The following is a 26605-nucleotide window of genomic DNA, read 5'->3' as shown; positions in this document are numbered from 1 at the left end:
CTAGGAGCGTTTGCGCGCGGGTTCGGTATCGGCGGCGTCGACACGCTGCTTGAACCTAAGCCGGGACACGCGCTGCCAGTCGCCGCTGCGCTCGGCTTCAGCCATCGAGCGCTCGACATAGATCATATGGTCCATTGCCGCTTTCCGGGCCGCGGCCGGATCGCCGGCCTGTACCGAGGCATGGATCGCCCGGTGCTGCGCCAGGAGTGCGTCGCGGGCGCCGGGAACGGTGAATACCAGGAGCCGGTTCTGGAACACGCCTTCCGACAGCAGCCGGTAGCAGGAGCGCAGCGTGTGCAGCAGCAGAATATTATGCGCGCACTCGCAGATCGCATGATGGAATTCGACGTCGATCTCGGCTTCATCGTCGAAATCTCCCGTCCTGTGGGCTTCGTCCATGCGGGCCATGATCCGGCCGAGCAGCGCCAGATCTTCCGGCGTTGCGCGCCGCGCCGCATATTCGGCCGCAACGCCTTCGATCTCGCGGCGATATTCCAGGTAGTCGGCCACGGCTTTGCGATGTGTCGAGATCAGGTCTGCCACCGGCTTGGTGAACAATTGTCCGATGATGTCGGCGACATGGGTGCCGCCGCCTGCCCTGGTCGTCAGCAGGCCGCGGCCTTCCAGCGCCTTCAGCGCGTCGCGCAGGATCGGTCGCGACACCTCGAACTGGCGCGCCAGTTCGCGTTCGCCCGGCAATCGGTCGCCTGTGCGCAGCACACCTTCGAGGATGAGGCTCTCGATCTGCTGCACCACCTCGTCGGCGGTGCGCGAATGCTCGATCCTGGAGAAGATGTCGCTCAATAGGGTGCCCGGCAAGCGCAACGGTGTGGTCCAGGATTAGGCTCGCTTTGCAAACTGGTCAAATAATTTATCCAATGCTCGAACCGCGCCGGCGTCGACGCCCTTCGAGATGCGATGTTTGGCGGAACAGTTGCTGTTTGCGTCCTTGGGATATTGCCACTAGACCACGCGCAAGAGGGTTCAAGGCTGCGGGGGGCAAGCCGTGTCGGACGATGCGTCCAATCTCGATTTTCAGCCGCGCGCTCTGGGCAGCGTCATGGGTTTTCCCGCGCATGAGGGCCGCCCCGGCGCGCTGGGCGAGGTCCATGCGCGGCCCCATCCCCTGATCGAAAAGCCGCGCGTGCTCATTCAACTTGCCTTCATGACCGAGGGCGGCTCCGCCGTTGATCACGCAGTGCTGTCCGAACTGTCGCGGCGGCTTGGCATCGCCGCGCCGGATCGCCAGGCTCGTCACCATGCCATGAAGTGGGGCAAGGGCTCGCTGCGCTGGGAGCGGCACACGGAATTCTCGACCTATCTATGGGAGGGACCGCTGTCCGAAACCGGCAGGCCGCAGGAAGGCTCTCCGTTCGGCAACGGGTTTTCGCCGCCGGGAACTGTAATTTCGGGCATCCGGCTCGAGATTCGCGAATGGACAGAGCTGAGCGAGCGGCTGATCGCCGGTTTCGACCCGGCCAGCCTGTGCTATTCCCTGGTCGAGCGCGGCAATGCGGCCATCGTCACCGACTTCCGCCAGGACGGCGACGGCATGACCCGTGTGCTCGTGCTCGATCGCGGCCTGACAGCGGCGCGGACCGGAGCGCTATCGCAACGCCTGCTCGATATCGAAACCTACCGCACCTTGGCCATGCTGGGCCTGCCGCTGGCATTGACGCTGTCGGGCCGCGCGCGCCGCATCGAGGACAGGCTGGCGCAGACCACGCTGGAAATGAAGGTCGCCGAAACCCGCGACAGCCAGACGCTGCTAGCCGACCTGACCGAGCTCGCGGCCGAGCTGGAAGCCGACGCGGCCTCGAGCCTCTACCGCTTCGGCGCCAGCCGCGCCTATGACGGCATTGTCGGCGAGCGGCTGGAGGCGCTCGAGGAAGAGGCCGTCCCCGGCTACGATACGTGGGGCGGCTTCCTGCAGCGGCGCGTCGCGCCGGCAATGCGCACCTGCCGCTCGGTCGAAGAGCGGCAGGCCAACCTGTCGCGCAAGCTGACCCGCGCCACGACGCTGCTGCGCACCTGGGTCGATGTCGAGGTCGAGAAGCAGAACCGTGATCTGCTCGCCTCGATGAACAATCGCGCCCGCCTGCAATTGCGCCTGCAGCAGACCGTCGAAGGCCTGTCGGTAGCCGCAGTTTCCTACTATGTCGTTGGCCTCATCGGCTATCTCGCCAAGGGCGCCTCCATTTTCGGCCACGCCTTCGCGCCAGAGCTTGTCACTGCTGCCTCCGTTCCGGTCGCCATCCTGCTCGTCTGGTGGGGCGTGCGCCGCGTGCGTCGCGCACATTCGGAGCCGGCGAAGCATCCGGGGGAATAGAGCTCTCGCGACTCCCATGAGAGAATGAGGCAGCGGCAGATTGACGCTGCGGAAACTTGTGTAAGACCGGGTGTTCCGAACGCTGCAGCCGCAGCGTTTGCAAACAACGCTTCTCACTGGTAAAAGATTTTGACCAGTCGAGCGAATGAGGCTGCTTATGTCCGGCCTGGCCATGCCGAAACCAGACGACGCCACCATGCGGCGGCGCGACGAGATCGTCGCCGACATGCGCATCATCGTGCCGGGGGAGGGGGTTGTCGACGCCGCCAACTCCATGCGGGCCTTCGAAAGCGATGGCCTGACCGCCTATCGGCAATTGCCGCTGGTTGTGGTGCTGCCGCAGACCGTGGCGCAGGTCTCGCGTGTGCTGAAATACTGCAATGACCGCAACATCCGCGTCGTGCCGCGCGGCTCCGGAACATCGCTATCCGGCGGCGCGCTGCCGCTCGAGGACGCGGTGCTGCTGGTCATGAGCCGCTTCAATCGTATACTCGAGATCGATTTTTCCAATCGCGTCGTCGTTGCCCAGCCGGGCGTTACCAATCTCGGCATCACCACCGCCGTCGAGCAGGAGGGCTTTTATTACGCCCCCGACCCATCCTCCCAGATCGCCTGCTCGATCGGCGGCAATGTGGCTGAGAACTCCGGCGGCGTGCACTGCCTGAAATACGGCCTGACCGCCAACAATGTGCTCGGCATCGAAATGGTGCTGATGAATGGCGAGGTCGTGCGGCTCGGCGGCAGCCACCTCGATGCGGAGGGCTATGACCTGCTTGGCGTGATGACAGGCTCGGAAGGCTTGCTCGGTGTGGTCACCGAGGTCACCGTGCGCATCCTCAGGAAGCCGGAGACGGCCCGCGCGCTGCTGATCGGTTTCCCGACCAGTGAACAGGGCGGTCAATGCGTCGCCGACATCATCGGCGCCGGCATCATCCCCGGCGGCATGGAAATGATGGACCGGCCGGCGATCCACGCTGCTGAGGATTTCGTTCACGCCGGCTATCCGCTGGATTTGGAGGCGCTGCTGATCGTCGAACTCGACGGGCCCGGCGTCGAGGTCGATCATCTCATCGGCGTCGTCGAGGCGATCGCCTACAAGAACGGCTCCACGACCTGCCGCATCTCGCAGTCCGAGCAGGAGCGATTGAGCTTCTGGGCCGGCCGCAAGGCCGCGTTCCCGGCGGTCGGCCGGATCTCGCCCGACTATTACTGCATGGACGGCACGATCCCGCGCAAGGAACTCCCGCGCGTGCTCGCCGGCATGCGCGAACTGTCGGAGAAATACGGCCTCGGCGTCGCCAACGTCTTCCATGCCGGCGACGGCAATCTGCATCCGCTGATCCTCTACGATGCCAATGTGCCGGGCGAACTCGACAAGGCGGAAAGCTTCGGCGCCGACATATTGCGGCTTTGCGTCAAGGTCGGCGGCGTGCTCACCGGCGAGCACGGCGTGGGCGTGGAAAAGCGCGACCTGATGCCTGAGATGTTCAATCAGATCGACCTCGACCAGCAGATGCGCGTCAAATGCGCCTTCGACCCCAACCATCTGCTCAACCCCGGCAAGGTCTTCCCACAGCTGCGGCGCTGCGCGGAGCTCGGGCGCATGCACATTTCTGGCGGCAAACTGCCATTTCCGGACATTCCGAGGTTTTGAGTGCGATGAAGTCCCAGAAGCAGGGTTCCTCGCCCCCGCAAAGCGGGGGAGAGGTGGCTCGGGCAAAGCCCGAGACGGAGAAGGGGCCTGCGGCCGATGTGCCGAGCCGTCGCTCGCCCTTAAAAATCGCCCGCGCTCGCGCGCTTCGCCAGGGTGATAATCAGGCGGAGGCAATCCTATGGAGTGAGCTGAAGGCAAAACAGCTCGGCGGCTACAAATTCGTTCGGCAGATGCCGATCGGGCCGTATTTCGCGGACTTTGCTTGCCGGAGCGAGAAGCTCGTGGTGGAGCTGGATGGAAGCCAGCATGTCGGAAGCTCCTATGACAGACTACGAGATGAGTTCATGCGTGCCGAAGGGTTTTCGGTTTTGCGTTTCTGGAATGTCGATGTTCTCAAGATCCCTCGGAGTGTCTGCGAAACCATTCTTGCGGCACTGGAGGGCCGACTGGCGGAAGACGTCGTCGCCACAGATTTGAGGTTTGTTTTCGCAGCCAAAGCGTCCGGGAGGTCGCGCTCTATGACTGCCCCCGCTCCGTCTCGGGCTTCGCCCGAGCCACCTCTCTCCCGCTTTGCGGGGGCGAGGAAAGGCGCGAGACCATGACCACCTTCACTCCGACCACCTCGGACGAAACCCTGTCCACCGTCGCCTGGGCCGTAGAGCAGCAATCGCCGCTGGAAATCCTGGGCCATGGTTCCAAGCGCGGCATCGGCCGTCCGCTGCAGACGGAGCATACGCTGGACATGTCGAAGCTCACCCACGTCACGCTCTATGAGCCGGCCGAGCTGGTTCTCTCAGCGAAGGCCGGCACGCCCTTGGCCGAAATCGAGAAGTTGCTGGCGGAAAACGGCCAGCAACTGGCCTTCGAGCCGATGGACTATGGCCCGCTGCTCGGTGGCGAACCGGGCAAAGGCACCATCGGCGGTGTGCTTGCCGCGAACCTGTCAGGCCCGCGCCGGCTGAAGGCGGGTGCGGCGCGCGACCATATTCTGGGCATCAATGTGGTGTCCGGGCGCGGCGAGGCGTTCAAGTCCGGCGGCCGCGTGGTGAAGAACGTCACCGGCTACGACATGTCGAAGCTGATGGCCAACAGCTGGGGCACGCTCGCCGTGTTTACCGATGTCACCTTCAAGGTGTTGCCGGCGGCCGAGACCGAGGTGACCCTCGCCATCCGGGGCTTGCTCGACGATGCAGCCGTCGCCGCCATGGCCGTCGCGGTCGGTTCCAGCGCCGAAGTTTCGAGCGCCGCCCATTTGCCGGAGCGCATCGCCGCGCGTGTCGCCGACGGTGCGCTGGGCAGCGATGCGGCTACGCTGCTTCGCGTCGAGGGTTTCGGCCCCTCCGTCGCCTATCGTATCACGGCGCTGAAGAAGCTGCTGGGCGGCGCCGGGCCGTTGCAGGAGATCGCCGGCGAGGTCTCGCAAGTGATCTGGCGCGATGTGCGTGATGTCAGGCCGTTCGCCGACTTCAGCGAGAAGCCGGTCTGGCGCGTGTCGATGACTCCGTCCCAAGGTCACCACATGGTCCTGGCGTTACGCATGCAGGCCGCTGTCAGCGCCTTCTACGACTGGCAGGGCGGGCTGGTGTGGTTGCGCATGGAAGAGGGCGACCCACAAGACGCCTTGCTGCGCGGCCTGCTGCGCAAACATGGCGGCGGCCATGCCACGCTCGTGCGTGCCGCTCCCGCCCATTGCGCCGCGCTGCCCGTATTCGAACCGCAGACGCCGGCGCTCGCCGCGCTCAGCCAGCGGCTTAAGCAGGAATTCGACCCGAAGAACATCCTCAATCCCGGCCGCATGGCCTAGAGCAATTCCAGGAAAAGTGTGAAGCGGTTTTCCGTTCGTAATTGCGTCTAAACAGAGCGTCAGCGATGCAGACCAGTTTCTCTCTAGCCCAACTCGCCGATCCGCATGTCGCGGAGTCGGAAAAGATCCTGCGCAAATGCGTCCATTGCGGCTTCTGCACCGCCACCTGTCCGACCTATGTGACGTTGGGCAACGAGCTGGATTCGCCGCGCGGCCGCATCTATCTGATCAAGGACATGCTGGAGAATGGCCGTCCGGCCGACAAGGAGATCGTTACCCATATCGACCGCTGCCTGTCGTGCCTGGCTTGCATGACAACCTGCCCGTCGGGCGTCAACTACATGCATCTGGTCGACCATGCGCGAGCCCATATCGAGGACACCTACAGGAGGCCGCTGATCGACCGGATGACACGCGCCATGCTGGCTTTCGTGCTGCCCTATCCCGCGCGCTTCCGCGCCGCGCTCGCACTGGCCAGGCTGGGCAAGCCGTTCATTGGCTTGTTCGAAAAGATCCCGGCGCTGAAGCCGCTGAGTGCGATGCTCAAGCTTGCGCCGGCCTCGATTCCCCACGCCTCGCCGACGGCTTTGCCTGGTGTCCATACCGCGCGGGGGGCAAAAAAGGCGCGCGTTGCCATCCTCACCGGCTGCGCGCAATCGGTGCTTGATCCGGCCATCAACGACACGACGATTTCGCTGCTTACCCGCCTCGGCGTCGAGGTCGTGGTTCCGCCGGGCGAGGGCTGCTGCGGCGCATTGGTTCATCACATGGGGCGCGAAGAGGCCGCGCTTGCGTCTGCGAGGCGGAATGTCGATGCCTGGACGCGCGCCATCGACCAGGGTGGGCTCGATGCGATCATCATCACCGCGTCCGGCTGCGGCACGACGATCAAGGATTACGGCTTCATGCTCCGGCTCGATCCCGCCTATGCCGACAAGGCCGCGCGCGTCTCGGCGCTGGCCAAGGACATCACCGAATATCTGGCCGCCTTCGAGCTACCCGAGCCGGTGCGCAGGCCGGGCACGATCGTCGCCTATCACGCGGCCTGCTCCATGCAACACGGCCAGAAGATCACCCGCCAGCCGAAGGAATTGTTGGCCAGAGCCGGCTTCATCGTGCGCGAGCCGCGCGAGGGGCATCTCTGCTGTGGGTCAGCCGGCACCTACAACATTCTGCAGCCGGAGATTTCCGCCAGGCTGCGCGACCGCAAGGTGAAAAACATCGAGGCCACGGGCGCCTCGGTCGTCGCCACCGGCAACATCGGCTGCATTACCCAGATTGCCTCCGCCGCCAAACTGCCGGTGGTGCACACGATAAAGCTGCTTGACTGGGCTTATGGCGGGCCAAAGCCGCAAGGCGTTTCGGAGCAGGGGCTGGTGGCGGCAGAGTGAACTTGGCGGCGGCTACTCCGCAGCCAGCCGATCCGCCGTGCCGTAAGTCGCCTCATAAAGCGCCCGCTGGCGACTGAGCGCCACCATCGTGTTGCGCAGCAGGATCGCCACCGTGATCGGGCCGACGCCGCCCGGCACCGGCGTGATCCAGGAAGCTACCTCGCGCACGCTTTCGGTGTCGACGTCGCCGACGATACGGCTCGTCCCATCCGGGCCGATTTCCGAATTGATGCCGATATCGATGACGGCGGCACCGGGCTTCACCATGTCGGCCTTGATCAGCCGGGGCTTGCCCACGGCGACGAACAACGCGTCGGCGCGCCGCGCATGTGCGGCGACCGAGCGCGTCATGTGGTGGCAGACCGTGACCGTCGCGCCCTCGCTCATCAGCAGGAACGCGATCGGCTTGCCGACGATTTCCGAATGGCCGACGATGACTACTTCCAGTCCCTTGAGGTCGAGGCCGGTTTCCTTCAGAAGTTCGACCGAGGCGGCGGCCGTGCAGGGCGCGAGGTCGAGCTGGTTGTAGACGATGTTGCCGATCGAGGCCGGGTGCATGCCTTCGACATCCTTGAGCGGATGGACCGCGGCCTGCAGCATCCTGACTGGAATATGCGGTGGAACCGGCCGCTGGATGATGATGCCGGTGACGCGCGGATCGGCGTTCAGGCCATGGATCGCCGCTTCCAGTTCACCCGATGTGATGGTGGCGGGAAAGCGCCGTTCCTCGAAGTCGATGCCGGCCAGTTGCGCCTTGGCGCGCTGGTTGCGCACATAGACATCGACCGCATCAGTGTCGCCGACCGTGATGGAGACGAGCTTGGGGGCAAAGCCCTCGGCCTTGGCAATCGCGGCATCCTCGCGCACGGCAGTGATGATGCGCTGGGCAACCGGCCCGCCCTTGAGATAGCGGCTGTCTTCGGACAGGGACATGGACAAACTCTTTTATGGTTATGCGGCGGACATAGCAAAATAATGCCGGGAAGGGCAGCGCGAAAGCGAACCATCATGCCTCTTGCGCGACGTGCCGACCGGGCAGTCTGGCGCCCCGCGGCCGCAGTTCGGTCAAACCCGTCGGTACCTGTCAAAACAGAAAGGGCAGCGCGGTTTCCCACGCTGCCCTCCTGGACCGACCGCATCCCCATACGGCCCGCCGCCCGTTGTCCCTTCCGATTCTGAGAAGTCTTGCGCTTCCTCGCCGGCTGGTTCGCAGATTCTATATCACCTCCACGGTGGTCCCGACATCGACCCGCTCATAGAGGTCGACCACGTCCTCGTTGCGCATGCGGATACAGCCTGAGGACACCGCGCCACCGATCGTCCAGGGCTGGTTGGTGCCATGGATGCGGTATTCGGTCGTGCCGAGATAGAGCGCGCGGGCGCCGAGGGGGTTTTCCATGCCGCCGGCCAGGTAGGTGGGCAAATAGCGACCCTTGGCGGCTTCCCGCTTGATCATCGCGGCTGGCGGGCGCCAGTCCGGCCAGACCCGCTTGTTCGTGATCTTGTGCGTGCCCGACCATTCAAAGCCCGGTTTGCCGGTGCCGACGCCATAGCGCCGCGCCTTACCGTTCTTCTCGACCAGGAAGAGGAAATTCTGCGTCGTATCGATAACGATCGTGCCCGGCTTCTGCGGGCCGTCATAGGCGACTTCCTGCGGCAGGTAGACGGGATTGATCTTGGCGCGCATGACCATACGCCTGGACGGCGCCTGCACGGCCGCGGTCTGCACGCCATCGGGCTGCGCATAGGGCAGGCGCTGCCGGACTACTTGGCGGTTTTGCCTCACGAGGCCGGGGGCGCGGCCAAGCTGCAGCACCCAGGGCGCGGAAAGATCGGGGCTTACCATCACCGGTGGCCTGTCGCCATAGCGGTCGCCGGCTTCAGAGGACGTGACGCCGGCGGCGAGCATCGCCACGGCGCCGAGCAAGGAATAGAGAACTGACTTCATCGGAACGCACCTTGATCGTCTGCAACAACCGGGTGGAACCGCTCCCGGTTTTCGCGATCATTGGCGCGAAGCGGCAACCGAAACATGAATCGAAATGCGTAAAATGCTATGCTGTCAGGAAAGCTTTTGGTGTGGTTACCGCCGGGTTCAGGAATCTGGTAAAGCAGGGGTAAAGGCCGTGCCTGAGTGTGTTTAACGGATGGAAATTTTAGGGATGAGTAAAGAAAACACCGGCCTGCTTGCCGGTCCTGATGGCGTCGTGCGCTGCTTTTGGCACGGCAACCTGCCCGACTATCTGCATTATCATGACCATGAATGGGGCAGGCCTGTCGCCGACGACCGCAGGCTGTTCGAAAAGATCTGCCTCGAGGGCTTTCAGTCAGGCCTGTCCTGGCTGACAATCCTGCGCAAGCGCGAGAACTTTCGTGAGGCCTTCGCCGGCTTCGACTTCGACAAGGTTTCCGCCTTCACCGACAAGGATGTCGAACGCCTGCTCGGCAATGCCGGAATCATCCGCCATCGCGGCAAGATCGTCTCGACCATCAACAATGCAAAGCGCGCCCGCGAAATGGCCGACGAATTCGGTTCACTGGCCGCCTGGTTCTGGAAGTTCGAACCGTCCAGGGACGAGCGGCCGAGGATCGTCGATCTCGCTCATCTGCGCGCCAATCCGACCACGGCGGTCTCGGTGCGCATCTCAAAGGATCTGAAGAAGCGGGGCTGGAGCTTCGTCGGCCCGACCACTGTCTATGCCTTCATGCAGGCTATGGGTCTGGTCAACGACCATCTCGAGGGCTGTGTCTGCCGCAAGCAGGTCGAGAAGGACCGCAAGGCATTCAAGCGGCCGAAATAGCTCAGGTCCCGTTGGCGCTGGCCAGGAATAGCCCTGCGACGATCGCGGCCACCGTGGCCATGGCGGGGTAGATAACAAGCAGGCCGGTCATCAACGCATCGCGCAGCGAAGCTCCCTTGCCGTCATCGGCTGGCATGTCGAACGGACCCGCGACCTGACCGGCCGTCGCCTGGCCAGCCATTTTGCGGGCATGGTGGTTGGCCGGCAGCAGATGCGCGGAGCCATCGCCGGCGCCGCCGTCGATGACACGGAATCGTACAGCGTTGGTCATATCCCGAACCCCTTCAGTTGCCCGCGCTTATCGATCTGGATTGTGTCGGCATAATGCCGCGTATAAGGCCGGATTGTTTCATGCTGGGTGTGTTTTGTTTCCGGAGCCTTCACGCACCGCGGGCCTTGCCGGCCTTGCCGCACCAAGCCGCATCGGTTAGGACACGCGCACCCGAGACCAGTCCTGTTTATCCAGCAAAAAGACCGAGCCCATGGCCGAAAAATCGGAAAAGACGAAAGCGCGGCTGCCGCGCGGTTTTGCCGACCGAAGCGCCGAGGACATCCGCGCCGTCGAGAAGATGATGGCGACGATCCGCTCGGTCTATGAGCTCTATGGTTTCGAACCCGCCGACCAGCCGCTGATCGAATACACCGACGCGCTGGGCAAGTTCCTCCCCGACCAGGACCGACCCAACGAAGGCGTGTTCTCCTTCCAGGATGACGACGACCAGTGGCTTTCGCTGCGCTATGATCTGACCGCGCCGACGGCGCGTTTCGTCGCCGAGAATTACGAGCGGCTGCCGAAGCCTTATCGCAGTTATCGCTCCGGCTGGGTGTTCCGCAACGAAAAGCCGGGCCCGGGCCGCTTCCGCCAGTTCATGCAGTTCGATGCCGATACGATCGGTACGCCGGGCGTCGCGGCCGATGCGGAGATGGCAATGATGATGGCTGATGTGATGGAGGCGCTTGGCATCAAGCGAGGCGACTACGTCATCCGCGTCAACAACCGCAAGGTGCTGGACGGTGTGCTGGAAGCCATCGGCCTCGGCGGGGACGAGAATGCCGGGCGCAGGCTCACAGTACTGCGGGCGATCGACAAGCTGGACAAGCTCGGGCCGGAAGGCGTCAAGCTCTTGCTGGGGCCGGGCCGATGGGATGGCGGCAAGGAAGGCGAGGGGGACTTCGCCAAGGGCGCCGGATTGAACAACGGGCAAGCCGAGGCGGTTCTGCTCGCGACGGCAAGAACGATACAGGCTGGTCAGGATGCCATGGTCAGTTCGAACGTGACCTATCAGGAGGGCGTCGGCGAACTGGCGACGATCGAAGCCCTGGTGAGGGCGGCTGGCTATGGCGACGACCGCATCGCGATGGACCGATCGGTGGTGCGCGGCCTCGAATACTACACAGGCCCCGTCTTCGAGGCCGAGTTGCTGGCCGAAATCCCCAATGAGGACGGCCAGATCGTGCGTTTCGGCTCGGTCGGTGGCGGCGGCCGTTATGACGGTCTCGTCTCGCGCTTTCGCGGCGAACCCGTGCCCGCGACAGGGTTTTCTATTGGCGTATCGAGGCTGATGACCGCGCTGAAGAACCTTGGGAAGCTCGGCAGCGCCGATGTGATCGCGCCCGTTGTTTTGCTGGTGATGGACAAGGACACCGACAGCCTGGGCCGCTATCAGAAGATGGTGGCGGAGCTGCGCGCCGCCGGCATTCGCTCCGAAATGTATCTCGGCGGCGCCGGCATGAAGGCGCAGTTGAAATATGCTGACCGCCGCGGCTGCCCGATCGCTATCATCCAGGGCGGCGACGAACGCGCCAGGGGCGAGTTGCAGATCAAGGACCTGATCGAAGGCGCGCGCATGTCGGCCGAAATATCAGACAATGCCGAATGGCGCGCCGCGCGGCCGGCACAGGTGACGGTGGCGGAGAGTGAACTGGTGGCGACGGTGAGTAAGATATTGGCGGCGCAGGCGTCCGATCGCGCGAAGGATAGCGCTTGAACACCCCCCTCTGGCCTGCCGGCCATCTCCCCCGCAAGGGGGGAGATCAGCAGCTTCAGGCGTGGTGCTCTTTCTGCGACGTGGCAGGTTGGCGAAAGCATTCCCGGCATCCAATCTCCCCCCTTGCGGGGGTGATGTCCGGCAGGACAGAGGGGGGTGCCTCGCGCCCAACCTATCCATGACCATCCGATTTCCCGCCATCGCAGCCGACATCACCAAGCTCTTCGCCGCCCGCGACACGCATGCAGTCGAGGTTGCCATCCTGCAGCCGGCCGACCCGTTCCTCGACATGGCCGGCGAGGATTTGCGTCGCCGCATCTTCCTCACCGAAAGCGAGACGGGGCAGACGCTGTGCCTGCGTCCGGAATTCACCATCCCCGTCTGTCTCGACCACATCAGCTCGCAGGCCGGCACGCCGCGCCGCTATTCCTATTTGGGCGAGGTCTTCCGCCAGCGCCGCGACGGCGGCAACGAGTTCTTCCAGGCCGGCATCGAGGATCTCGGCGACCGCGACACCGCGCAGGCCGATGCCCGCTCGGTGGCAGACGCGCACGCATTGCTCTCGTTGGTGCTGCCCGGGCAGGACCTGGCGGTTACACTCGGCGACCAGACCATTTTCGAGGCGGTGCTGGCGGCACTCGGTCTGCCGCGCGGATGGCGCATGCGTCTTGCGCGGGCCTTCGGTTCCGCGCCGATGCTGGAGGCGGCACTCGCCGATCTCGCCAACCCGCCGCGCAACGGCCAACTCTCCGGTCCGGTCGCAGCCCTTGTCCTCGATGGCGATCTGGAACGCCTGACCGCGCACATAGCCGGCGGCATGGAGGAGGCCGGTCTTTCGGGGTCGACTGGGCGTGCGCCGTCCGACATTGCGCGGCGGCTGATCGAGAAGGCCGAACTGCGCAGCGTGCGGCTGTCGAACGAGGCCTTCGCGGCATTGAAGGGCTTTCTAGCGATCGACGTGCCGCTTGGCGGCGCGCCCCAGGCGCTGGAAATATTCGCCGACGGTGCCGGTCTTTCGCTTGATGCTGCGCTGGAGAGGTTCGCCGCCCGCGCTGAAGCGATCGAGAGGCATGGCTTGCCGGCGGAGAAAATCCGCTACGATGCCGCCTTCGGCCGACCGCTCGATTATTACACGGGTCTCGTCTTCGAGATCGCGGTGCAGGGTGGCGACCGGCCCTTGGCGGGCGGCGGCCGCTATGATCGGCTATTGACCCTGCTCGGCGCCAAGGCGCCGATACCCGGCGTCGGTTTTTCCGTCTGGCTCGACCGCATCGAGACGTTGCGGGAGACCGCGTCATGATTACCCTCGCCATTCCATCGAAAGGCCGTCTGAAGGAGCAGGCGCTGGAGGTGCTGGCCAAGGCCGGCCTCGCCGTCAGCCTGCCCGGTAACGAGCGAAGATACCAGGCCCGTGTCGAGGGCCTGGAGACTGTCGAGGTGGCGTTCCTGTCGGCGTCCGAGATTGCCGGCGAGATCGGCCAGGGCACTGTCGACCTTGGCATCACCGGCGAGGACCTGTTGCGCGAAAGCCGCGCCGATTGGGAGAGCCGCGCTGAAATCCTTGCCCGCCTCGGTTTCGGCCATGCTGACGTCGTGGTGGCGGTGCCCGACATCTGGCTCGATGTCGACACCATGGCCGATCTCGACGACGTCGCGGCCGATTTCCGCCAGCGCCATGGCAGACGGCTGCGCATCGCCACAAAATACTGGCGGCTGACGCAGCAGTTCTTCTCGCAGAAGCATGGCATCCAGGTCTATCGCATCGTCGAGAGCCTGGGCGCCACCGAAGGCGCGCCGGCGGCGGGGCTGGCCGATGTCATCGTCGACATCACCAGTTCGGGCGCGACATTGCGCGCCAATCATCTCAAAGTGCTGGGCGACGGCGTCGTGCTGAAATCGCAGGCTTGCCTGGTGGCATCGAAGAAGGCGCGTGCTGCCGCTGATGAGGCTCTGTTGCGCGACATTGCCAGCAAGATGGCCGCAGTGGCCGGATAGGCAGCCTTCAGGACCTGTCACCCTCGCCTCCGGCCGTCGCCGTCAGGATTTCCACTGCTGCGCCGGGCTGATAGAGTCCATATCCGTCCCGGGAGCACAGAACGATGCCGGTCAATCTCGACGAGTTGAAGAACGCCAGCAATCTGCGCGGACGTGGCGTGCGCGCCGGCGGCGTTTTCGTCGCCCCGGTCGACGGCAAGGCGCATGTCTCCGGGGAGCGCGCCGTACCGCTGCTCGACAAGACGATCCCCGAGCTGTTCTCCGAAACCGCCAGCAAATACGCCACGCAGGACGCTGCCGTTTTCATCGGCCAAGGCAAGCGCTTCACCTGGAGCGAACTGTCGGACACTGTGGATGCGCTGGCCGCCGGCTTCCTGGCACTCGGCCTGGAGAAGGGCGACCGCGTCGGCATCTGGTCGCCCAACCGCTGGGAATGGCTGGTGACGCAGTTCGCCACCGCCCGCATCGGCCTGATCCTGGTCAACATCAACCCGGCCTATCGGCTGACCGAGCTCGACTATGCCATGAACAAGGTCGGCTGCAAGGCCTTGGTCACCGCAGCCAGCTTCAAGACTTCCGACTATCTCGGCATGATCGCGACGCTGGCGCCGGAGATCGCCACGGCGATGCCGGGCAAGCTGAAGGCCAAGCGATTGCCCGCGCTCAGGATCGTCATCCGCATGGGCGAGGAGAGCTCGCCCGGCATGTTCAATTTTGGCGACGTTCTGGCCATGGCCGGCCGCGACGAACATGACAGCCTGGACCGTATCTCCGAAGCGCTGAAGCCGGGCGATGCGATCAACATCCAGTTCACCTCCGGCACCACCGGCGCGCCCAAGGGGGCGACGCTGACCCATTCCAACATCGTCAACAATGGCAATTTCGTCACCTCGGCGATCAAGCTGGGCGTCGACGACCGGCTCTGCATTCCGGTGCCGCTCTATCACTGCTTCGGCATGTCGATGGGCACGATGGGCTGCGTCTCGAAAGGAGCCACAATGGTTTTCCCGGGAGAGGGATTCGACCCCGGCGCCACGCTTAACGCTGTCGCTCAGGAGCGTTGCACTTGCCTCTATGGGGTGCCGACCATGTTCGTCGGCATGCTCGACCACCCGGACTTCCAGTCCTTCGATCTGTCAAGCCTGCGCACCGGCATCATGGCCGGCTCGCCATGCCCGATCGAGGTGATGAAGAAGGTGGTATCGCTGATGCACATGTCGGACGTGACCATCGCCTATGGCATGACCGAGACCAGTCCGGTCTCCTTTCAAAGTGGCGTCGATGATCCGTTGGAAAAGCGCGTCTCGACCGTCGGGCGCGTCCACCCCCATGTCGAGGTCAAAGCGGTCGATGTCGATGGCGCCACGGTCGCGGTCGGCGTTCCGGGCGAGCTCTGCACGCGCGGCTATTCCGTGATGAAGGGCTACTGGGACGATTTGGAAAAAACCCGCGAGGCGATCGACACGGACGACTGGATGCACACCGGCGACCTCGCAATCATCGACGCCGAGGGTTATTGCAACATCGTCGGCCGCGTCAAGGACATGGTCATCCGTGGCGGCGAGAACGTCTATCCGCGCGAGGTCGAGGAGTTCCTCTACCGCCATCCCAAGGTCAGGGAGGTGCAGGTGTTCGGCATTCCCGATGCCAAATATGGCGAGGAACTATGCGCCTGGATCGTGCTCAAGCCTGGCCAGATCGCAACCGAGCAGGAGATCAAGGCCTTCTGCGCCGGCCAGATCGCCCACTACAAGATACCTCGCCACATCCGCTTCCGCACCGAACTGCCAATGACGGTTACCGGCAAGCCGCAGAAGTTCCTGATGCGCGAGGCGATGGTTGAGGAACTTGGACTGGTGGCGCAGAGCACGGCTTGAGCCTTTCTCCTACCGCAATGGCCAACGAAAAAGGCGCGGACCACAGCCCGCGCCTTTCCTAGCCGGTCTTCGAAACCTCAATCCTTCTCGAACACCCGCGCCTTGGCCACCACGCCGGCAATGGCGCCGCCGATCAGTGGCGCGACGATGAAGAGCCAGAGTTGGCTGATCGCAGCACTTCCGGAAAACAGCGCAGGGCCAATCGAGCGCGCCGGATTGAGCGAGGTTCCGGTCACCGGGATCATGGCGAAATGCAATCCTGCCAGTGTGAGGCCGATCACCAGGCCGGCGAACGCCGTCGAGTGCTTCTCAGCGGTGACGCCGAGGATCACCGTGACGAAGGTGAAGGTGCCGATCAGCTCCCACAGGAACGCCGAGCCCAGGCCCCATTTCGTCACGTCCCAGCCATTGGCGCCGAAGTTGGTGATGGGGTCGCTGGCCTTGCCGGAGACGATGATCCACAGCGCCAGCGAGGCGAGGATGGCGCCGATGATCTGCGCGATCCAGTAGGGGACGACATCCTTGGCCTTCAGCCTGCCCGCGAGGAAGACGCCCAGCGTGACGGCTGGGTTGAGATGCGCGCCCGAGATGGGGCCAATCGCATAAGCAGCCGCGATCAGGCCGATGCCGAACGCCAGGCCAATGCCTTCCTGGCCGAGCGGCAGCGCGCCGCCGAAGCCGCCGGTCACCACCGACGCCGTCCCGATGAACACCAACAGGAATGTGCCTAGAACTTCCGCCAGATAAGTCTTCATTACCTTTTTGCCCTCTCCTCGTATCGATCCGGGCTCTTGTTTTCGTGCCGCGAATCATCGCCGAAACAGTATTCGCAACCGCAAAAGTTGCAAAGCGGAGCGCTTGTCCCGGCCGGCGCGCTTGTGCGCGCCGGTTGCGCGCTCTAGAGCAGGGCCGGAATAGTTTTCTACGTTACGGATCAAGACCATGAGACTGGGCGGAAGACTGGCTGCGGCCATCGAGGTGCTGGAGGACATCGGCCGGCGCCACCGGCCGGTCGCCGATGCACTGAAGGACTGGGGCCTGGCGCATCGCTTCGCCGGCGGCGGCGACCGCGCGGCGATCGGCAACATCGTCTATGACGCGTTGCGCCACAAGCGGTCCGCCGGCTGGCTGCTCGGCGAGGACACGCCGCGCGCCATCGGCTTCGGCGCGCTGCTGCTCGAATGGGGCCAGACGGCCCAATCCCTCAATGCCGCGCTCGACGGCGATAAGTTCGCGCCGCCGCTATTGACCGAGAGCGAACTCCAGGCGATCGCCGGGCGCCGGCTTGCCGACGCGCCGGACGCGGTCCGGGCAGATGTGCCCGACTGGTGCGCGCCGCTTCTCGAACAAGCCTTCGGCGTAGCCTGGGTCGCCGAAGGCGCCGCGCTGGCGACACGCCCGCCGCTCGACCTCAGGGTCAACACGCTGCAGGCCAATCGCGACAAGGTGCTGGCGGAACTGTCTGGGACCGGCGCGAAAGCCGCTGCCATTGCGCCCACCGGCATCCGCATCCCGCCGATCGACGGCGATGGCAGGCATCCGAACGTGCAGGCCGAGCCGGCGTTCCAGAAGGGCTGGTTCGAGGTCCAGGACGAGGGCTCGCAGATCGCGGCGGCGCTGGCCGGGGCCGAAGCCGGCATGCAGGTGCTGGACTTCTGTGCTGGTGCCGGCGGCAAGACGCTGGCGTTGTCGGCCGCGATGGGAAATACCGGCCAGGTCTTTGCTCACGATGCTGAAAAGGCGCGGCTGGCGCCGATCTTCGACCGTCTCCGCCGCTCCGAGAACCGCAATGTCCAGATCGTCGCCCGCCCGGCCGAACTTTCCCCCCTGGCCAACCATATGGACATCGTGCTTGTCGATGCACCTTGCACCGGCAGCGGCACCTGGCGGCGCCGGCCCGATGCAAAATGGCGGCTGACGCAACGCCAGGTCGACACCCGCAAGGCCGAGCAGTCGGCGATCCTCGATGCGGCCAGGACCTACGTCAAACCCGGCGGCCTGCTGGTCTACATCACCTGCTCGGTATTCCCTGAGGAGAATGGCCAACAGATCGCGGCGTTTCGGGACCGTCATGGAGTTTATACGCCCCTCGATCACCGCCAGCTGTGGGACAGCCGTTTTCCAGGCCAGGAGGCCGCGGTGCGCATCGGCGCGGCGGGGGATGTCTCGCTGTCGCCGGCGTTGAGCGGCACCGACGGTTTTTATATCTGCGCCATGCGGCGTGAAGCGTGACGCCGCCGTTGACCTGCGGCTCGAGCGCCCCAGTTTCGAATGGGCGGCGCCCGGTCGCCAATCACGGGGAACATTTTGCATAGGTATCCGTCGCTTCTGCTGTTTTTCCTCCTCGTCCTGGGCGGAGGCCTGCTGATCGGTTACGCGACGCTGCCAGGCGCTTGGTATGCATCGCTGGCCAAGCCGTCCTTCAATCCGCCAAACTGGGTTTTCGGGCCCGCCTGGACATTGCTTTATGTGCTGGTCGCAGTGGCCGGCTGGCGGACGTGGCTGCGGGAACCGACAGGCACATCGATGAAGATCTGGGGCGTCCAGCTTGTCTTGAATTTCCTCTGGTCGCCGACCTTCTTCGGCGCGAGAATGATCGGACCCGCGCTGGTTGTCGTCGTGCTGCTTCTCGCCAGCATCGTTATGTTCATCGTCCATGTGTGGAACCGCGACCGGCTTTCCGGCTGGCTGTTCGTGCCCTATGCGGCCTGGGTTGCCTTCGCCACGCTGCTCAATGCCTCGCTTTTGTTGTTGAACTAGCGTTAGCGACATCGTCTTGTTGCAGTGCAGCAAAAGCATTGCCTGGCGACGGTGGCTCTGCGATAAGTTTGTGCGCGTTAAGGGAAGCAATGGCCATGGCAGCAGCGAAGATCGTTCCCGCCCGGGACTATGAAGACCGCGTCAGGTCCTCCTTCGCGCGCCAGCAGGCGATGGCCACGATCAGCGCCGAACTGACTCTGGTGACCCCCGGCATCATCGAGATCGAGATGCCCTATTCCGCGGCCCTGACCCAGCAGCATGGCTTCCTGCATGCCGGCGTCATTTCGATGGCTCTCGACTCGGCCTGCGGTTACGCCGCCTTCTCGCTGATGCCGGAAAATTCCGGCGTGCTGACCATCGAGTTCAAGGTCAATCTCCTGGCGCCGGGCCGGGGCGAGCGATTCCTGTTCCGGGGTTCGGTGACCAAGCCCGGCCGTACGATTATCGTCGCCGACGGACAGGCCTATGCCTTCGCCGCCGACGGCGAGGCCAAGCTCATAGCCACGATGACCGGGACGATGATGACCATAACAGGCCGCGATGGGATCGAGGGGTGAGGAGCGGTCCGCGCAGCGGACGAAAATGGGCTTTTCGAGCGACGAACGCCCGGAGCCATAGCGAAGGGCCGGCAGCTGCCGCAGGCAGCGGGCCCCCGGCGGGGCGGTATCACCGTGCCGGTATCAACAATCTAGTGTAAGCGGGGAAGAGCTAGTCATGACCGGGAAAGTGTCACGAATAGGCGGCAAGGACGTCCTCTTCGTCATGGCGGCGCAGGCCGAATACGGCCCGCATCTGCAGCGTCTGTTCACGCCCTTGATGACGGGCGTCGGTCCGGTCGAAGCCGGTGTCCGGCTGGGCGCCGAGCTGTCCTGGCTGAAAACCGAGAAGGCTTTGCCCGACCTTGTCGTCTCACTGGGCTCGGCCGGGAGCCGCACATTGGAGCAGACGGAAATCTACCAGGCCGTCTCGGTGAGCTACCGCGACATCGACGCTTCGCCGCTGGGCTTCGAGAAAGGCGCGACGCCCTTTCTCGACCTGCCGGTGACGGTGCCCCTTCCGCTCAGGATACCCGTTTTGAGGGAAGCGACACTGTCGAGCGGCGGAGGGATCATAACGGGTGCCGCCTATGACGCTATCGCCGCCGACATGGTCGACATGGAGACCTTCGCCTGCCTGCGCGCGTGCCAATTGTTCGACATTCCCCTGATAGGGCTGCGCGGCATTTCGGATGGCGCCGCGGATCTCAGGCACGTCGGCGACTGGACGGAATATCTGCATGTCATCGACGAGAAGCTGGCGGATGCCGTCGTGCACCTCGAACAGGCGATTGCGTCGGGGCTGCTTCGGTCGGATTCGGCCCAAAAAGAACCGACGCCGGCCTGAGCCCTAACCCATTGCACAGACTCATTTCTTTCTCTAAACGCTCGCCATGAAATCAGCCAATCATCCCGATACCGTCCTCATCGTCGATTTCGGCAGTCAGTTCACGCAGCTTATCGCCCGGCGCATTCGCGAGGCGGGTGTGTTTTCCGAGATCGTGCCGTTCCAGTCGGCCGAAGCGGCGTTCAAACGCATCAATCCGAAAGCAGTGATCCTGTCCGGCGGGCCGGCCTCGACGTCCGACATAGGCAGCCCGCGCGCACCTCAGGTCGTTTTCGACGCGGGCGTCCCGGTGCTCGGCATCTGCTACGGACAGATGGCCATGTGCGTGCAGATGGGGGGCATTGCCGAAAGCTCCAACCATCGCGAATTCGGCCGCGCCTTCGTCGAGATCGAAAAGGACAACCCGCTGTTCGATGGCCTTTGGGCGACCGGCCAGCGGCATCAGGTGTGGATGAGCCATGGCGATCGCGTGATCGCCTTGCCGCCGGGCTTCGAGGTCTTCGGCAAGTCAGAAAGCTCCCCTTTCGCCATTTTCGGCAATGTGGAACGCCGGATGTACGGCATCATGTTCCATCCCGAGGTGGTGCATACGCCGGATGGCGCCAGGCTGCTGCGGAATTTCGTCCACAACATCGCCGGCATCGAGGGCGACTGGACGATGCGCGCCTACCGCGAGCACGCGGTCGAGGCCATCCGCAAGCAGGTCGGCAAGGGCAAGGTCATCTGCGCGCTGTCGGGCGGGGTGGACTCGTCGGTCGCCGCGCTGTTGATCCATGAAGCGGTCGGTGACCAGCTCACCTGCATCCTTGTCGACCACGGCCTGATGCGTAAGGACGAGGCCGCGGGTGTCGTGGCGATGTTCCGCGAGCACTACAATCTGCCTCTCATCCTGGTCAACGCGTCGGACCGTTTCATCGGCGCCCTCGAGGGTGAATCCGACCCCGAGAAAAAGCGCAAGACCATCGGCCGGCTGTTCATCGAAGTGTTCGAGGAGGAGGCCAGGAAACTTGGCGGCGCCGAATTCCTGGCGCAGGGCACGCTCTATCCCGATGTCATCGAGAGCGTCTCCTTCACCGGCGGCCCGTCGGTGACCATCAAGTCGCACCACAATGTCGGCGGCCTGCCGGAGCGCATGAACATGCAACTGGTCGAGCCGCTGCGCGAACTGTTCAAGGACGAGGTGAGGGCGCTCGGCAAGGAACTCGGCCTGCCCGAAAGCTTCATCGGCCGCCATCCGTTTCCAGGCCCTGGCCTTGCCATACGCTGCCCCGGCGGCATCACCCGCGAAAAGCTCGACATCCTGCGCGAGGCGGACGCCATCTATCTCGACGAGATCCGCAAGGCGGGGCTGTACGACGCCATCTGGCAGGCTTTCGCCGTGCTGTTGCCGGTACAGACCGTCGGCGTGATGGGCGACGGACGCACCTATGAGTTCGTCTGCGCGCTACGCGCCGTCACGTCGGTCGATGGCATGACGGCCGATTTCTATCACTACGACATGGCCTTCCTGGGCGCCGCCGCCACGCGCATCATAAACGAGGTCCGCGGCATCAACCGCGTTGTCTACGACGTCACCTCGAAGCCCCCTGGCACGATCGAGTGGGAATGATTTTGGCCCTCGGCAGTATCCGTTTCTACGCTAAAGTATGACATAAGGCATTGAATTGACGGGATAACTTGCGCGTCATCTATCACCATCTATCATTGCGAAATTCTCTATACCGTCAAGAATTAGAGAGCTGATGACGGTATATTTATCGATGTTAACAGGCTGATTCCGGAAATCGTGCTTCCAGCATCGCCTGTTTTCGCCTGACGTATAATCAGAGCCTCCCCCGGTTTTCGAGACGGTTTGGAGGCCCTCATGCTTGCTGACACAGCCATTAAGGCGCTGAAGTCCCAGAAGAAATTATACAGATAAGCGATCGTGACGGTATGTACGCTTGCGGTGCAGCCATCGGGCGCAATCGAGAGGTTCTACCACACCATGCGCAGGCACTCGACCATAGGCCACGTTAGCCCGGCCGAATTCGAGCGGAAGGTGGGATTAGCTTGCCTGACCGTCCACAGAACCGGCAGCAGGCCACATGTCGATCACTTCAGGTCCCCACGCACATGGCGAGAGACAGTGAAAAACATGGGTCAATTCCCGATGGAATAAGCCACGCCTAAACGGTCACATCTAAATGGAAATCAACACTGACGCTTAGAAAACAGGATCTATAGCGCCCTATCGGGGTCCTGTTCCAATGCTGTTTGACAATTTTCGATGGACAATAGTCGCACAACGCGTGGGTGCCTTTTCAATGTAGTCTCTGTCGGTCTGCGATGCTCACCAACTCGAGTCCCCGACGGAGTACCTCCCCATTGCCTATCACGGCTTTGCCCGCAGCGAGATTTAGCTGCTCGTAGTGGTTGCCTCCAAACCCGTCATACCTGTACTGGAATTTTGTTGGCGGACTGAAATCCGTGCCAGACGCATAGGCGTTGGTGTCACAAAGCATCTTGGTCGAGATTGATGAACGAAATCGGCAACCCCCAGAATGAGAACGAAAACGCGGCGGAATGGCCCCTTACCCTAACTGACGTAGGTGATCGGCCGTTTCGTCTCAGGCGTCCTCAAGGGCGGAAAAAACGCCTGAGACGACTGTTCTCTTCGTTTGAAAAGGCTGCGTTGCGGTTCTCGCGCAAGGTGGAGGCCTGGAAGCTGGCATTGATCGACGTCAATGAACGACGTTCCGGGGCAAGAGGCAGATGCCGGCGCGTCTTCCACGGGGCAACTCACTGCGACGGCGGTTCGGTGGCCCTCTATGCTCACTTCTCCCGCTATTCGGGGATTAGCGAAATGGTCGTAGGCCAGCTGCGTGAGTATCGCCGGCTAGGATTTAGAATCGTCTTCGTGTCTGCTTCGCCGACGTTTGACGATACCGATTTCGAAGTTATTGAAGACATTGTGGAGACTGCCATTCATCGGCGCAATTTCGGCCTCGATTTTGGCAGTTGGGTCGATGCGCTGAGCCTCGTCCCCGAGATCGCCGATCAGGCCACTGAGTTATTGCTCGTAAATGATTCCGTTCTCGGCCCGCTTTGCCCCCTCGACCAGACGTTAGCAAAAATGCGTGCGGGCGGAGAAGGGCTGTTCGGCATGACCGACAGCATCGAATACGAGCCGCATCTTCAGTCGTATTTTCTTTTGGCGCGCGGCCGTGCAGCTGTGGCCGACACTGTATCGTTTCTGCGGACCACGCCGCTCAGTATCACGAAGTGGCATGTGATTAAGCGCTTCGAAATTGCACTGAGCGTGCATATGCGGGCGCTGGGCCACAGAGTGGCGGCGCTATGGGGTTATGAAGAAATAGAGAATAAGCTGCTTGAGTCCGAAGAGGATGTCGCCGCTTTGTTTGCTGCCTTGCCGGGCAACAGAGCTCCGCCTACGGGCATAGGCTGGCAGTTAGCCTTACGTCGACAATTGCTCGACCTTCCGCTCAATCCAACGCACTATTTCGCGGGCATTTTGGTCCAGCGCAGTGGCTTTCCGTTTGTTAAAAGAGAGCTGGTTCTGCTCAACCCCCAGCGTATTCCCCAAGCGGTAAATTGGCGTGCACTCATCCCACATGGATCGCCAACCTCGATCCAAGTTATCGAGGAGCATCTCGCTGCCTACGAGAGGCCGCTTCGTGTGCCGCGGCCAAAGAGTGGGAAAGCGTCCATCCTACTTGCCCGGACGCCGGCCAGCGAGAAACCTGCGGAACGGGAAATCGCCCCACCACCGTGGCGTTATACTTTGGCATCTGCTTGGGCACGGACGAACGAGTCCGCTCTACATTCAATGGAGGAATCGACTGTCACGGCTGATGCCGTATTGAACCGAATTGCCCGAAGTCCACTCGTTCTCAGCTTCAGTCATGATGATTACGCGTCAAATTGTGGCGGGGTACAGAATGTAATCCATGCAGAACAACTCGCTTTTGCAGAGCATGGGATCGGATATCTGCATCTCTCACCTGCGAACCCAATGTCTCTGTTGGCAGAGTATCGGTCGCTGACGACTTTGGCAGTACGGCTCGACGGAGTGTTTCTCGGATTAGCGTCGATTGACGTGATTTTCGAAGTCTCCAAGATCCTCGGCCAGCAGAACGCGTTTCTAACGATCATTGTTCATCATTTCTCTGGCTTGGCTCCAGAGTACGTTCAAGCCATTCACGAAGCCTCGAAATCCCCGCAGCTCCTGTTCTGGCTTCACGACTTTGGAAGCCTATGCGATAGTTCCGCTCTCCTGCGTAACGATATAGCTTTCTGCGGAGGTCCCGAGGTAGCCTCTGCCTCATGCATGATTTGCGCACACGGCGAAAACAGACCTCTGCACTTGGCGCGTCTCGAAAAATTCTTCGGATCTGTGTCGCCGACCGTAATTGCTCCATCCGAGGTCGCTCTTGATTTCTGGAAACGCCGTATGAAGGCGAACGTGGAGTTTTCCGCGGTCATTGCACCGGCATCAATCGTTCCATTGCCGGCGCCACCAATAACTCGACCGACGCGCAAGAGGCTTCGTATCGCGCATCTAGGGACACGAACCTTTCATAAGGGCTGGCAGGTCTTCGCAGATCTTGCAGACCGTTTCATAGAAGATGGGCGCTACGAGTTTCTGCAGTTGGGGGCCGATGAGGGGCTGCCTATAACAGCCCCCGTTCGTCACGTATTGGTCGAGGTTGGCCCCGGCAGGCAGGCGGCGATGGTGGAGGCGGTCGTCGTCGAGGAGATCGATATCGTCGTCAACTGGTCGCTCTGCTTCGAGACCTTTTCCTTCACAACACACGAAGCGATCGCCGGCGGCGCTTTTGTTCTGACGCGTCCCGACTCTGGCAATATCTGGCAGGCGATACGCAAAAACGCACCGAAGCAGGGACATGCAGTCCATACCGAAGGTGAACTGCAAAACCTGTTCGAAACCGGTGAACTGTTCGACCTTCTTGCTGGCGCGACCCGTCTGCGCCATCTCTTTACGCTAGGTGGCGCCAGCGCCGAATGGTTGCTTTCAACGAGCGCCGAGACGCGTAGGCGGAGCCTGAGGGGCAATGGCTGAAATCCGCGTTCATTGCTTCACATCGGCGTCGCTCGCCTATGCAGACAGGGCTCTCGTACTCGCTCGCAGTCTGCGTCGGCATCATCCCGACTGGGTGTTGTGGCTGTGCCTCGTCGACCTTCCGCCATCTGACTTTTCTATGCATGTCATTGAGGGTGTGTTCGACCACGTGGTCACCGCCGAGGCGTTAGACATACCCCACTTGCGCGCGTGGTTGTTTGAACATGATGTCGTAGAGGCTTGCACTGCCGTCAAAGGCGCCATGCTTCAGCATATTCTGGATCAAGGCGTAGAACGGGTGCTTTATCTCGATCCAGATATTGCTGTGTTTGCGCCGTTGACCGAGGTGGCCGAGAGACTTGATGGGTCGGATCTTCTACTGACACCGCATCTCCTCGTACCCGAAGTGACCGCAGCAGGTGTCTTGGACAACGAGATCGGCGCACTTAAGCACGGCATTTATAACCTCGGCTTTATCGGCGTTTCGGGTCGTACGGAGGGACGTCGTTTCGCGCGCTGGTGGGCGGACCGCCTTTATGCGCACTGCATCGATGACATCGCCTCGGGGCTCTTTACCGACCAGCGTTGGTGCGACCACGTTCCGGTCTTCTTCCCCAGTACGTGCATCCTGCGTGATCCCGGTTGCAATGTAGCCAGCTGGAATGTGGAGCATCGACCGCTAAGCATCGACCGTGATGGTGTCATTCGCGCAGATGGGGCGCCGCTGCGGTTCTTTCACTTCACAAAATTCGCTGATGTCGGTCGTCTCATGCTCGAACGTCACAGCGTCTCGAATAGCGTCTTGGACGAAATCATGGCCTGGTATGCCAACGCGCTCGCGACCAGCGCTCCGACCGGATTGCCTCCAGGATGGTGGGTCTATGGCCGTTATGCGGACGGGGTGCCGATCTTACGAGGCGACCGGCTGCTCTGGCGCAAAAAGGCATCGCTACATGCGGCTATCCCGGATCCATTTGCGCTAACATCCCGCCAGTTTGCCGAACAGGTCGGATCGACGTAGATGGCCAAGCAGAGAATAGCCGTGCTCGGTAGTTGCGTGCCCCGCGATGTCTGGTGGGTTCTTGATCTCCCCACGAGCCGACCCGAGCTTTTCATAGGAAGAACCTCACTGGCGAGCGCGTCCTTGCCGATGGTCGCTTCAATAGCCTCGATCCGCTAATGGCTCTTGTGCCGCCCACCTGCCACTTCTACACGCGCGCGCTGTTGCTGACGGACTTCGACAATACGGCACTTGAACAGATGGCGGCAGCGAGGCCTGATACCCTTGTCCTCAATTTCAAAGACGAGCGCTTCGACCTTCTTGCCCAAGAGGACGTGCTGGTGACAGAAAGTCTCGAATTGATCGAGAGTGGTATGATATCAGACACGGCAATCCGTGGGGCGCGAGGCATCCCTCGACTCTGGATCGAAGCATGGTCGCTATGGATGGCCGGCCTGCTGCGATTGCGAATAGCTTTCGATGACGGCCGCCGAAATGCAACCGCTACCAGATAACTGCCGGACCGCTTCGCCCCGCGGG

23 protein-coding genes are annotated in these 26605 nt (G+C 62.6%); 18 read left to right on the top strand and 5 right to left on the bottom strand.

Annotation, left to right across the window (positions count from 1 at the left end; genetic code table 11):
- Entirely contained in the window at positions 1-804 is an 804-nt protein-coding gene (locus tag LB513_RS01590) for an FCD domain-containing protein (protein ID WP_224661694.1), read from the bottom strand.
- A 202-nt stretch (positions 805-1006) separates the two neighbouring features.
- Here LB513_RS01590 and LB513_RS01585 point away from each other — a divergent pair, with 202 nt between their 5' ends.
- The 5 genes from LB513_RS01585 to glcF all read left to right on the top strand — a co-directional run bounded on the left by LB513_RS01585 (position 1007) and on the right by glcF (position 7178).
- Positions 1007-2329: a DUF3422 family protein gene (locus tag LB513_RS01585; RefSeq protein WP_224661693.1), complete on the top strand. Its 1323-nt coding sequence runs from the start codon at positions 1007-1009 to the stop codon at positions 2327-2329.
- Positions 2330-2486: 157 nt separating this feature from the next.
- On the top strand, positions 2487-3983 hold the full coding sequence (locus LB513_RS01580) for an FAD-linked oxidase C-terminal domain-containing protein (protein WP_224661692.1): 1497 nt from the start codon (positions 2487-2489) through the stop codon (positions 3981-3983).
- Positions 3984-3988: 5 nt separating this feature from the next.
- Positions 3989-4585 (top strand): endonuclease domain-containing protein, encoded by a 597-nt coding sequence (locus LB513_RS01575; protein ID WP_411962667.1) that lies wholly within the window; start codon positions 3989-3991, stop codon positions 4583-4585.
- Entirely contained in the window at positions 4582-5787 is a 1206-nt protein-coding gene (glcE, locus tag LB513_RS01570) for a glycolate oxidase subunit GlcE (protein WP_224661691.1), read from the top strand. Before LB513_RS01575 ends, glcE begins: the two co-directional genes overlap by 4 nt.
- 65 nt (positions 5788-5852) lie before the next feature.
- Entirely contained in the window at positions 5853-7178 is a 1326-nt protein-coding gene (gene glcF, locus LB513_RS01565; RefSeq protein ID WP_224661690.1) for a glycolate oxidase subunit GlcF, read from the top strand.
- 12 nt (positions 7179-7190) lie between these two features.
- Here the strand turns inward: glcF and LB513_RS01560 are convergent, their stop codons facing one another.
- Together LB513_RS01560 and LB513_RS01555 are read right to left on the bottom strand one after the other, a co-directional pair.
- Positions 7191-8111, bottom strand: coding sequence for a bifunctional 5,10-methylenetetrahydrofolate dehydrogenase/5,10-methenyltetrahydrofolate cyclohydrolase (locus LB513_RS01560; RefSeq protein ID WP_224661689.1), 921 nt, complete (start codon positions 8109-8111; stop codon positions 7191-7193).
- Between the two features lie 283 nt (positions 8112-8394).
- Complete coding sequence (locus LB513_RS01555; RefSeq protein ID WP_224661688.1) at positions 8395-9126, bottom strand: L,D-transpeptidase; 732 nt, start codon at positions 9124-9126, stop codon at positions 8395-8397.
- Between the two features lie 214 nt (positions 9127-9340).
- Between LB513_RS01555 and LB513_RS01550 the strand changes: the two genes are divergently transcribed.
- Complete coding sequence (locus LB513_RS01550; RefSeq protein ID WP_224661687.1) at positions 9341-9979, top strand: DNA-3-methyladenine glycosylase I; 639 nt, start codon at positions 9341-9343, stop codon at positions 9977-9979.
- Between the two features lies 1 nt (position 9980).
- Here LB513_RS01550 and LB513_RS01545 read toward each other — a convergent pair whose 3' ends face one another.
- The gene (locus tag LB513_RS01545) at positions 9981-10250 is read right to left on the bottom strand and encodes a hypothetical protein (RefSeq protein WP_224661686.1); all 270 of its coding nucleotides are present in this window, start codon (positions 10248-10250) and stop codon (positions 9981-9983) included.
- A 211-nt stretch (positions 10251-10461) separates the two neighbouring features.
- Between LB513_RS01545 and hisS the strand changes: the two genes are divergently transcribed.
- From hisS to LB513_RS01525, 4 genes are all read left to right on the top strand, one after another.
- Positions 10462-11967, top strand: a complete 1506-nt coding sequence (gene hisS / locus LB513_RS01540; protein WP_224661685.1) for a histidine--tRNA ligase — start codon at positions 10462-10464, stop codon at positions 11965-11967.
- A 178-nt stretch (positions 11968-12145) separates the two neighbouring features.
- Positions 12146-13267, top strand: coding sequence for an ATP phosphoribosyltransferase regulatory subunit (locus LB513_RS01535; RefSeq protein WP_224661684.1), 1122 nt, complete (start codon positions 12146-12148; stop codon positions 13265-13267).
- Entirely contained in the window at positions 13264-13962 is a 699-nt protein-coding gene (gene hisG, locus LB513_RS01530; RefSeq protein WP_224661683.1) for an ATP phosphoribosyltransferase, read from the top strand. The genes LB513_RS01535 and hisG overlap by 4 nt, the downstream gene beginning before the upstream one ends.
- Before the next feature lie 104 nt (positions 13963-14066).
- Complete coding sequence (locus LB513_RS01525) at positions 14067-15839, top strand: AMP-binding protein (RefSeq protein ID WP_224661682.1); 1773 nt, start codon at positions 14067-14069, stop codon at positions 15837-15839.
- A 77-nt stretch (positions 15840-15916) separates the two neighbouring features.
- Here LB513_RS01525 and LB513_RS01520 read toward each other — a convergent pair whose 3' ends face one another.
- Positions 15917-16594: an MIP/aquaporin family protein gene (locus LB513_RS01520; protein ID WP_224661681.1), complete on the bottom strand. Its 678-nt coding sequence runs from the start codon at positions 16592-16594 to the stop codon at positions 15917-15919.
- A 187-nt stretch (positions 16595-16781) separates the two neighbouring features.
- Here LB513_RS01520 and LB513_RS01515 point away from each other — a divergent pair, with 187 nt between their 5' ends.
- From LB513_RS01515 to LB513_RS01480, 8 genes are all read left to right on the top strand, one after another.
- On the top strand, positions 16782-18071 hold the full coding sequence (locus LB513_RS01515; RefSeq protein ID WP_224661680.1) for an RsmB/NOP family class I SAM-dependent RNA methyltransferase: 1290 nt from the start codon (positions 16782-16784) through the stop codon (positions 18069-18071).
- A 75-nt stretch (positions 18072-18146) separates the two neighbouring features.
- Positions 18147-18599: a TspO/MBR family protein gene (locus LB513_RS01510; RefSeq protein WP_224661679.1), complete on the top strand. Its 453-nt coding sequence runs from the start codon at positions 18147-18149 to the stop codon at positions 18597-18599.
- An 89-nt stretch (positions 18600-18688) separates the two neighbouring features.
- Positions 18689-19156 (top strand): PaaI family thioesterase, encoded by a 468-nt coding sequence (locus tag LB513_RS01505; protein ID WP_224661678.1) that lies wholly within the window; start codon positions 18689-18691, stop codon positions 19154-19156.
- A gap of 157 nt (positions 19157-19313) precedes the next feature.
- Positions 19314-19982 (top strand): 5'-methylthioadenosine/S-adenosylhomocysteine nucleosidase, encoded by a 669-nt coding sequence (locus LB513_RS01500; protein WP_224661677.1) that lies wholly within the window; start codon positions 19314-19316, stop codon positions 19980-19982.
- A 46-nt stretch (positions 19983-20028) separates the two neighbouring features.
- Entirely contained in the window at positions 20029-21591 is a 1563-nt protein-coding gene (guaA, locus tag LB513_RS01495; RefSeq protein WP_224661676.1) for a glutamine-hydrolyzing GMP synthase, read from the top strand.
- A 909-nt stretch (positions 21592-22500) separates the two neighbouring features.
- Entirely contained in the window at positions 22501-25065 is a 2565-nt protein-coding gene (locus LB513_RS01490; RefSeq protein WP_224661675.1) for a rhamnan synthesis F family protein, read from the top strand.
- Positions 25058-26086 (top strand): hypothetical protein, encoded by a 1029-nt coding sequence (locus LB513_RS01485; RefSeq protein ID WP_224661674.1) that lies wholly within the window; start codon positions 25058-25060, stop codon positions 26084-26086. Before LB513_RS01490 ends, LB513_RS01485 begins: the two co-directional genes overlap by 8 nt.
- A gap of 158 nt (positions 26087-26244) precedes the next feature.
- Positions 26245-26580 carry a DUF6270 domain-containing protein gene (locus LB513_RS01480; protein ID WP_224661673.1) on the top strand — a complete coding sequence of 112 codons (336 nt, stop codon included), beginning with the start codon at positions 26245-26247 and terminating at the stop codon, positions 26578-26580.
- The last annotated feature ends 25 nt before the right edge of the window (positions 26581-26605 follow it).

The sequence above is a fragment of the Mesorhizobium sp. ES1-1 genome, from assembly GCF_020164785.1.
Classification (GTDB): domain Bacteria; phylum Pseudomonadota; class Alphaproteobacteria; order Rhizobiales; family Rhizobiaceae; genus Mesorhizobium.
Note: the sequence above shows the minus strand (reverse complement) of the source record. Positions and strands in the feature narration are given on the sequence as shown.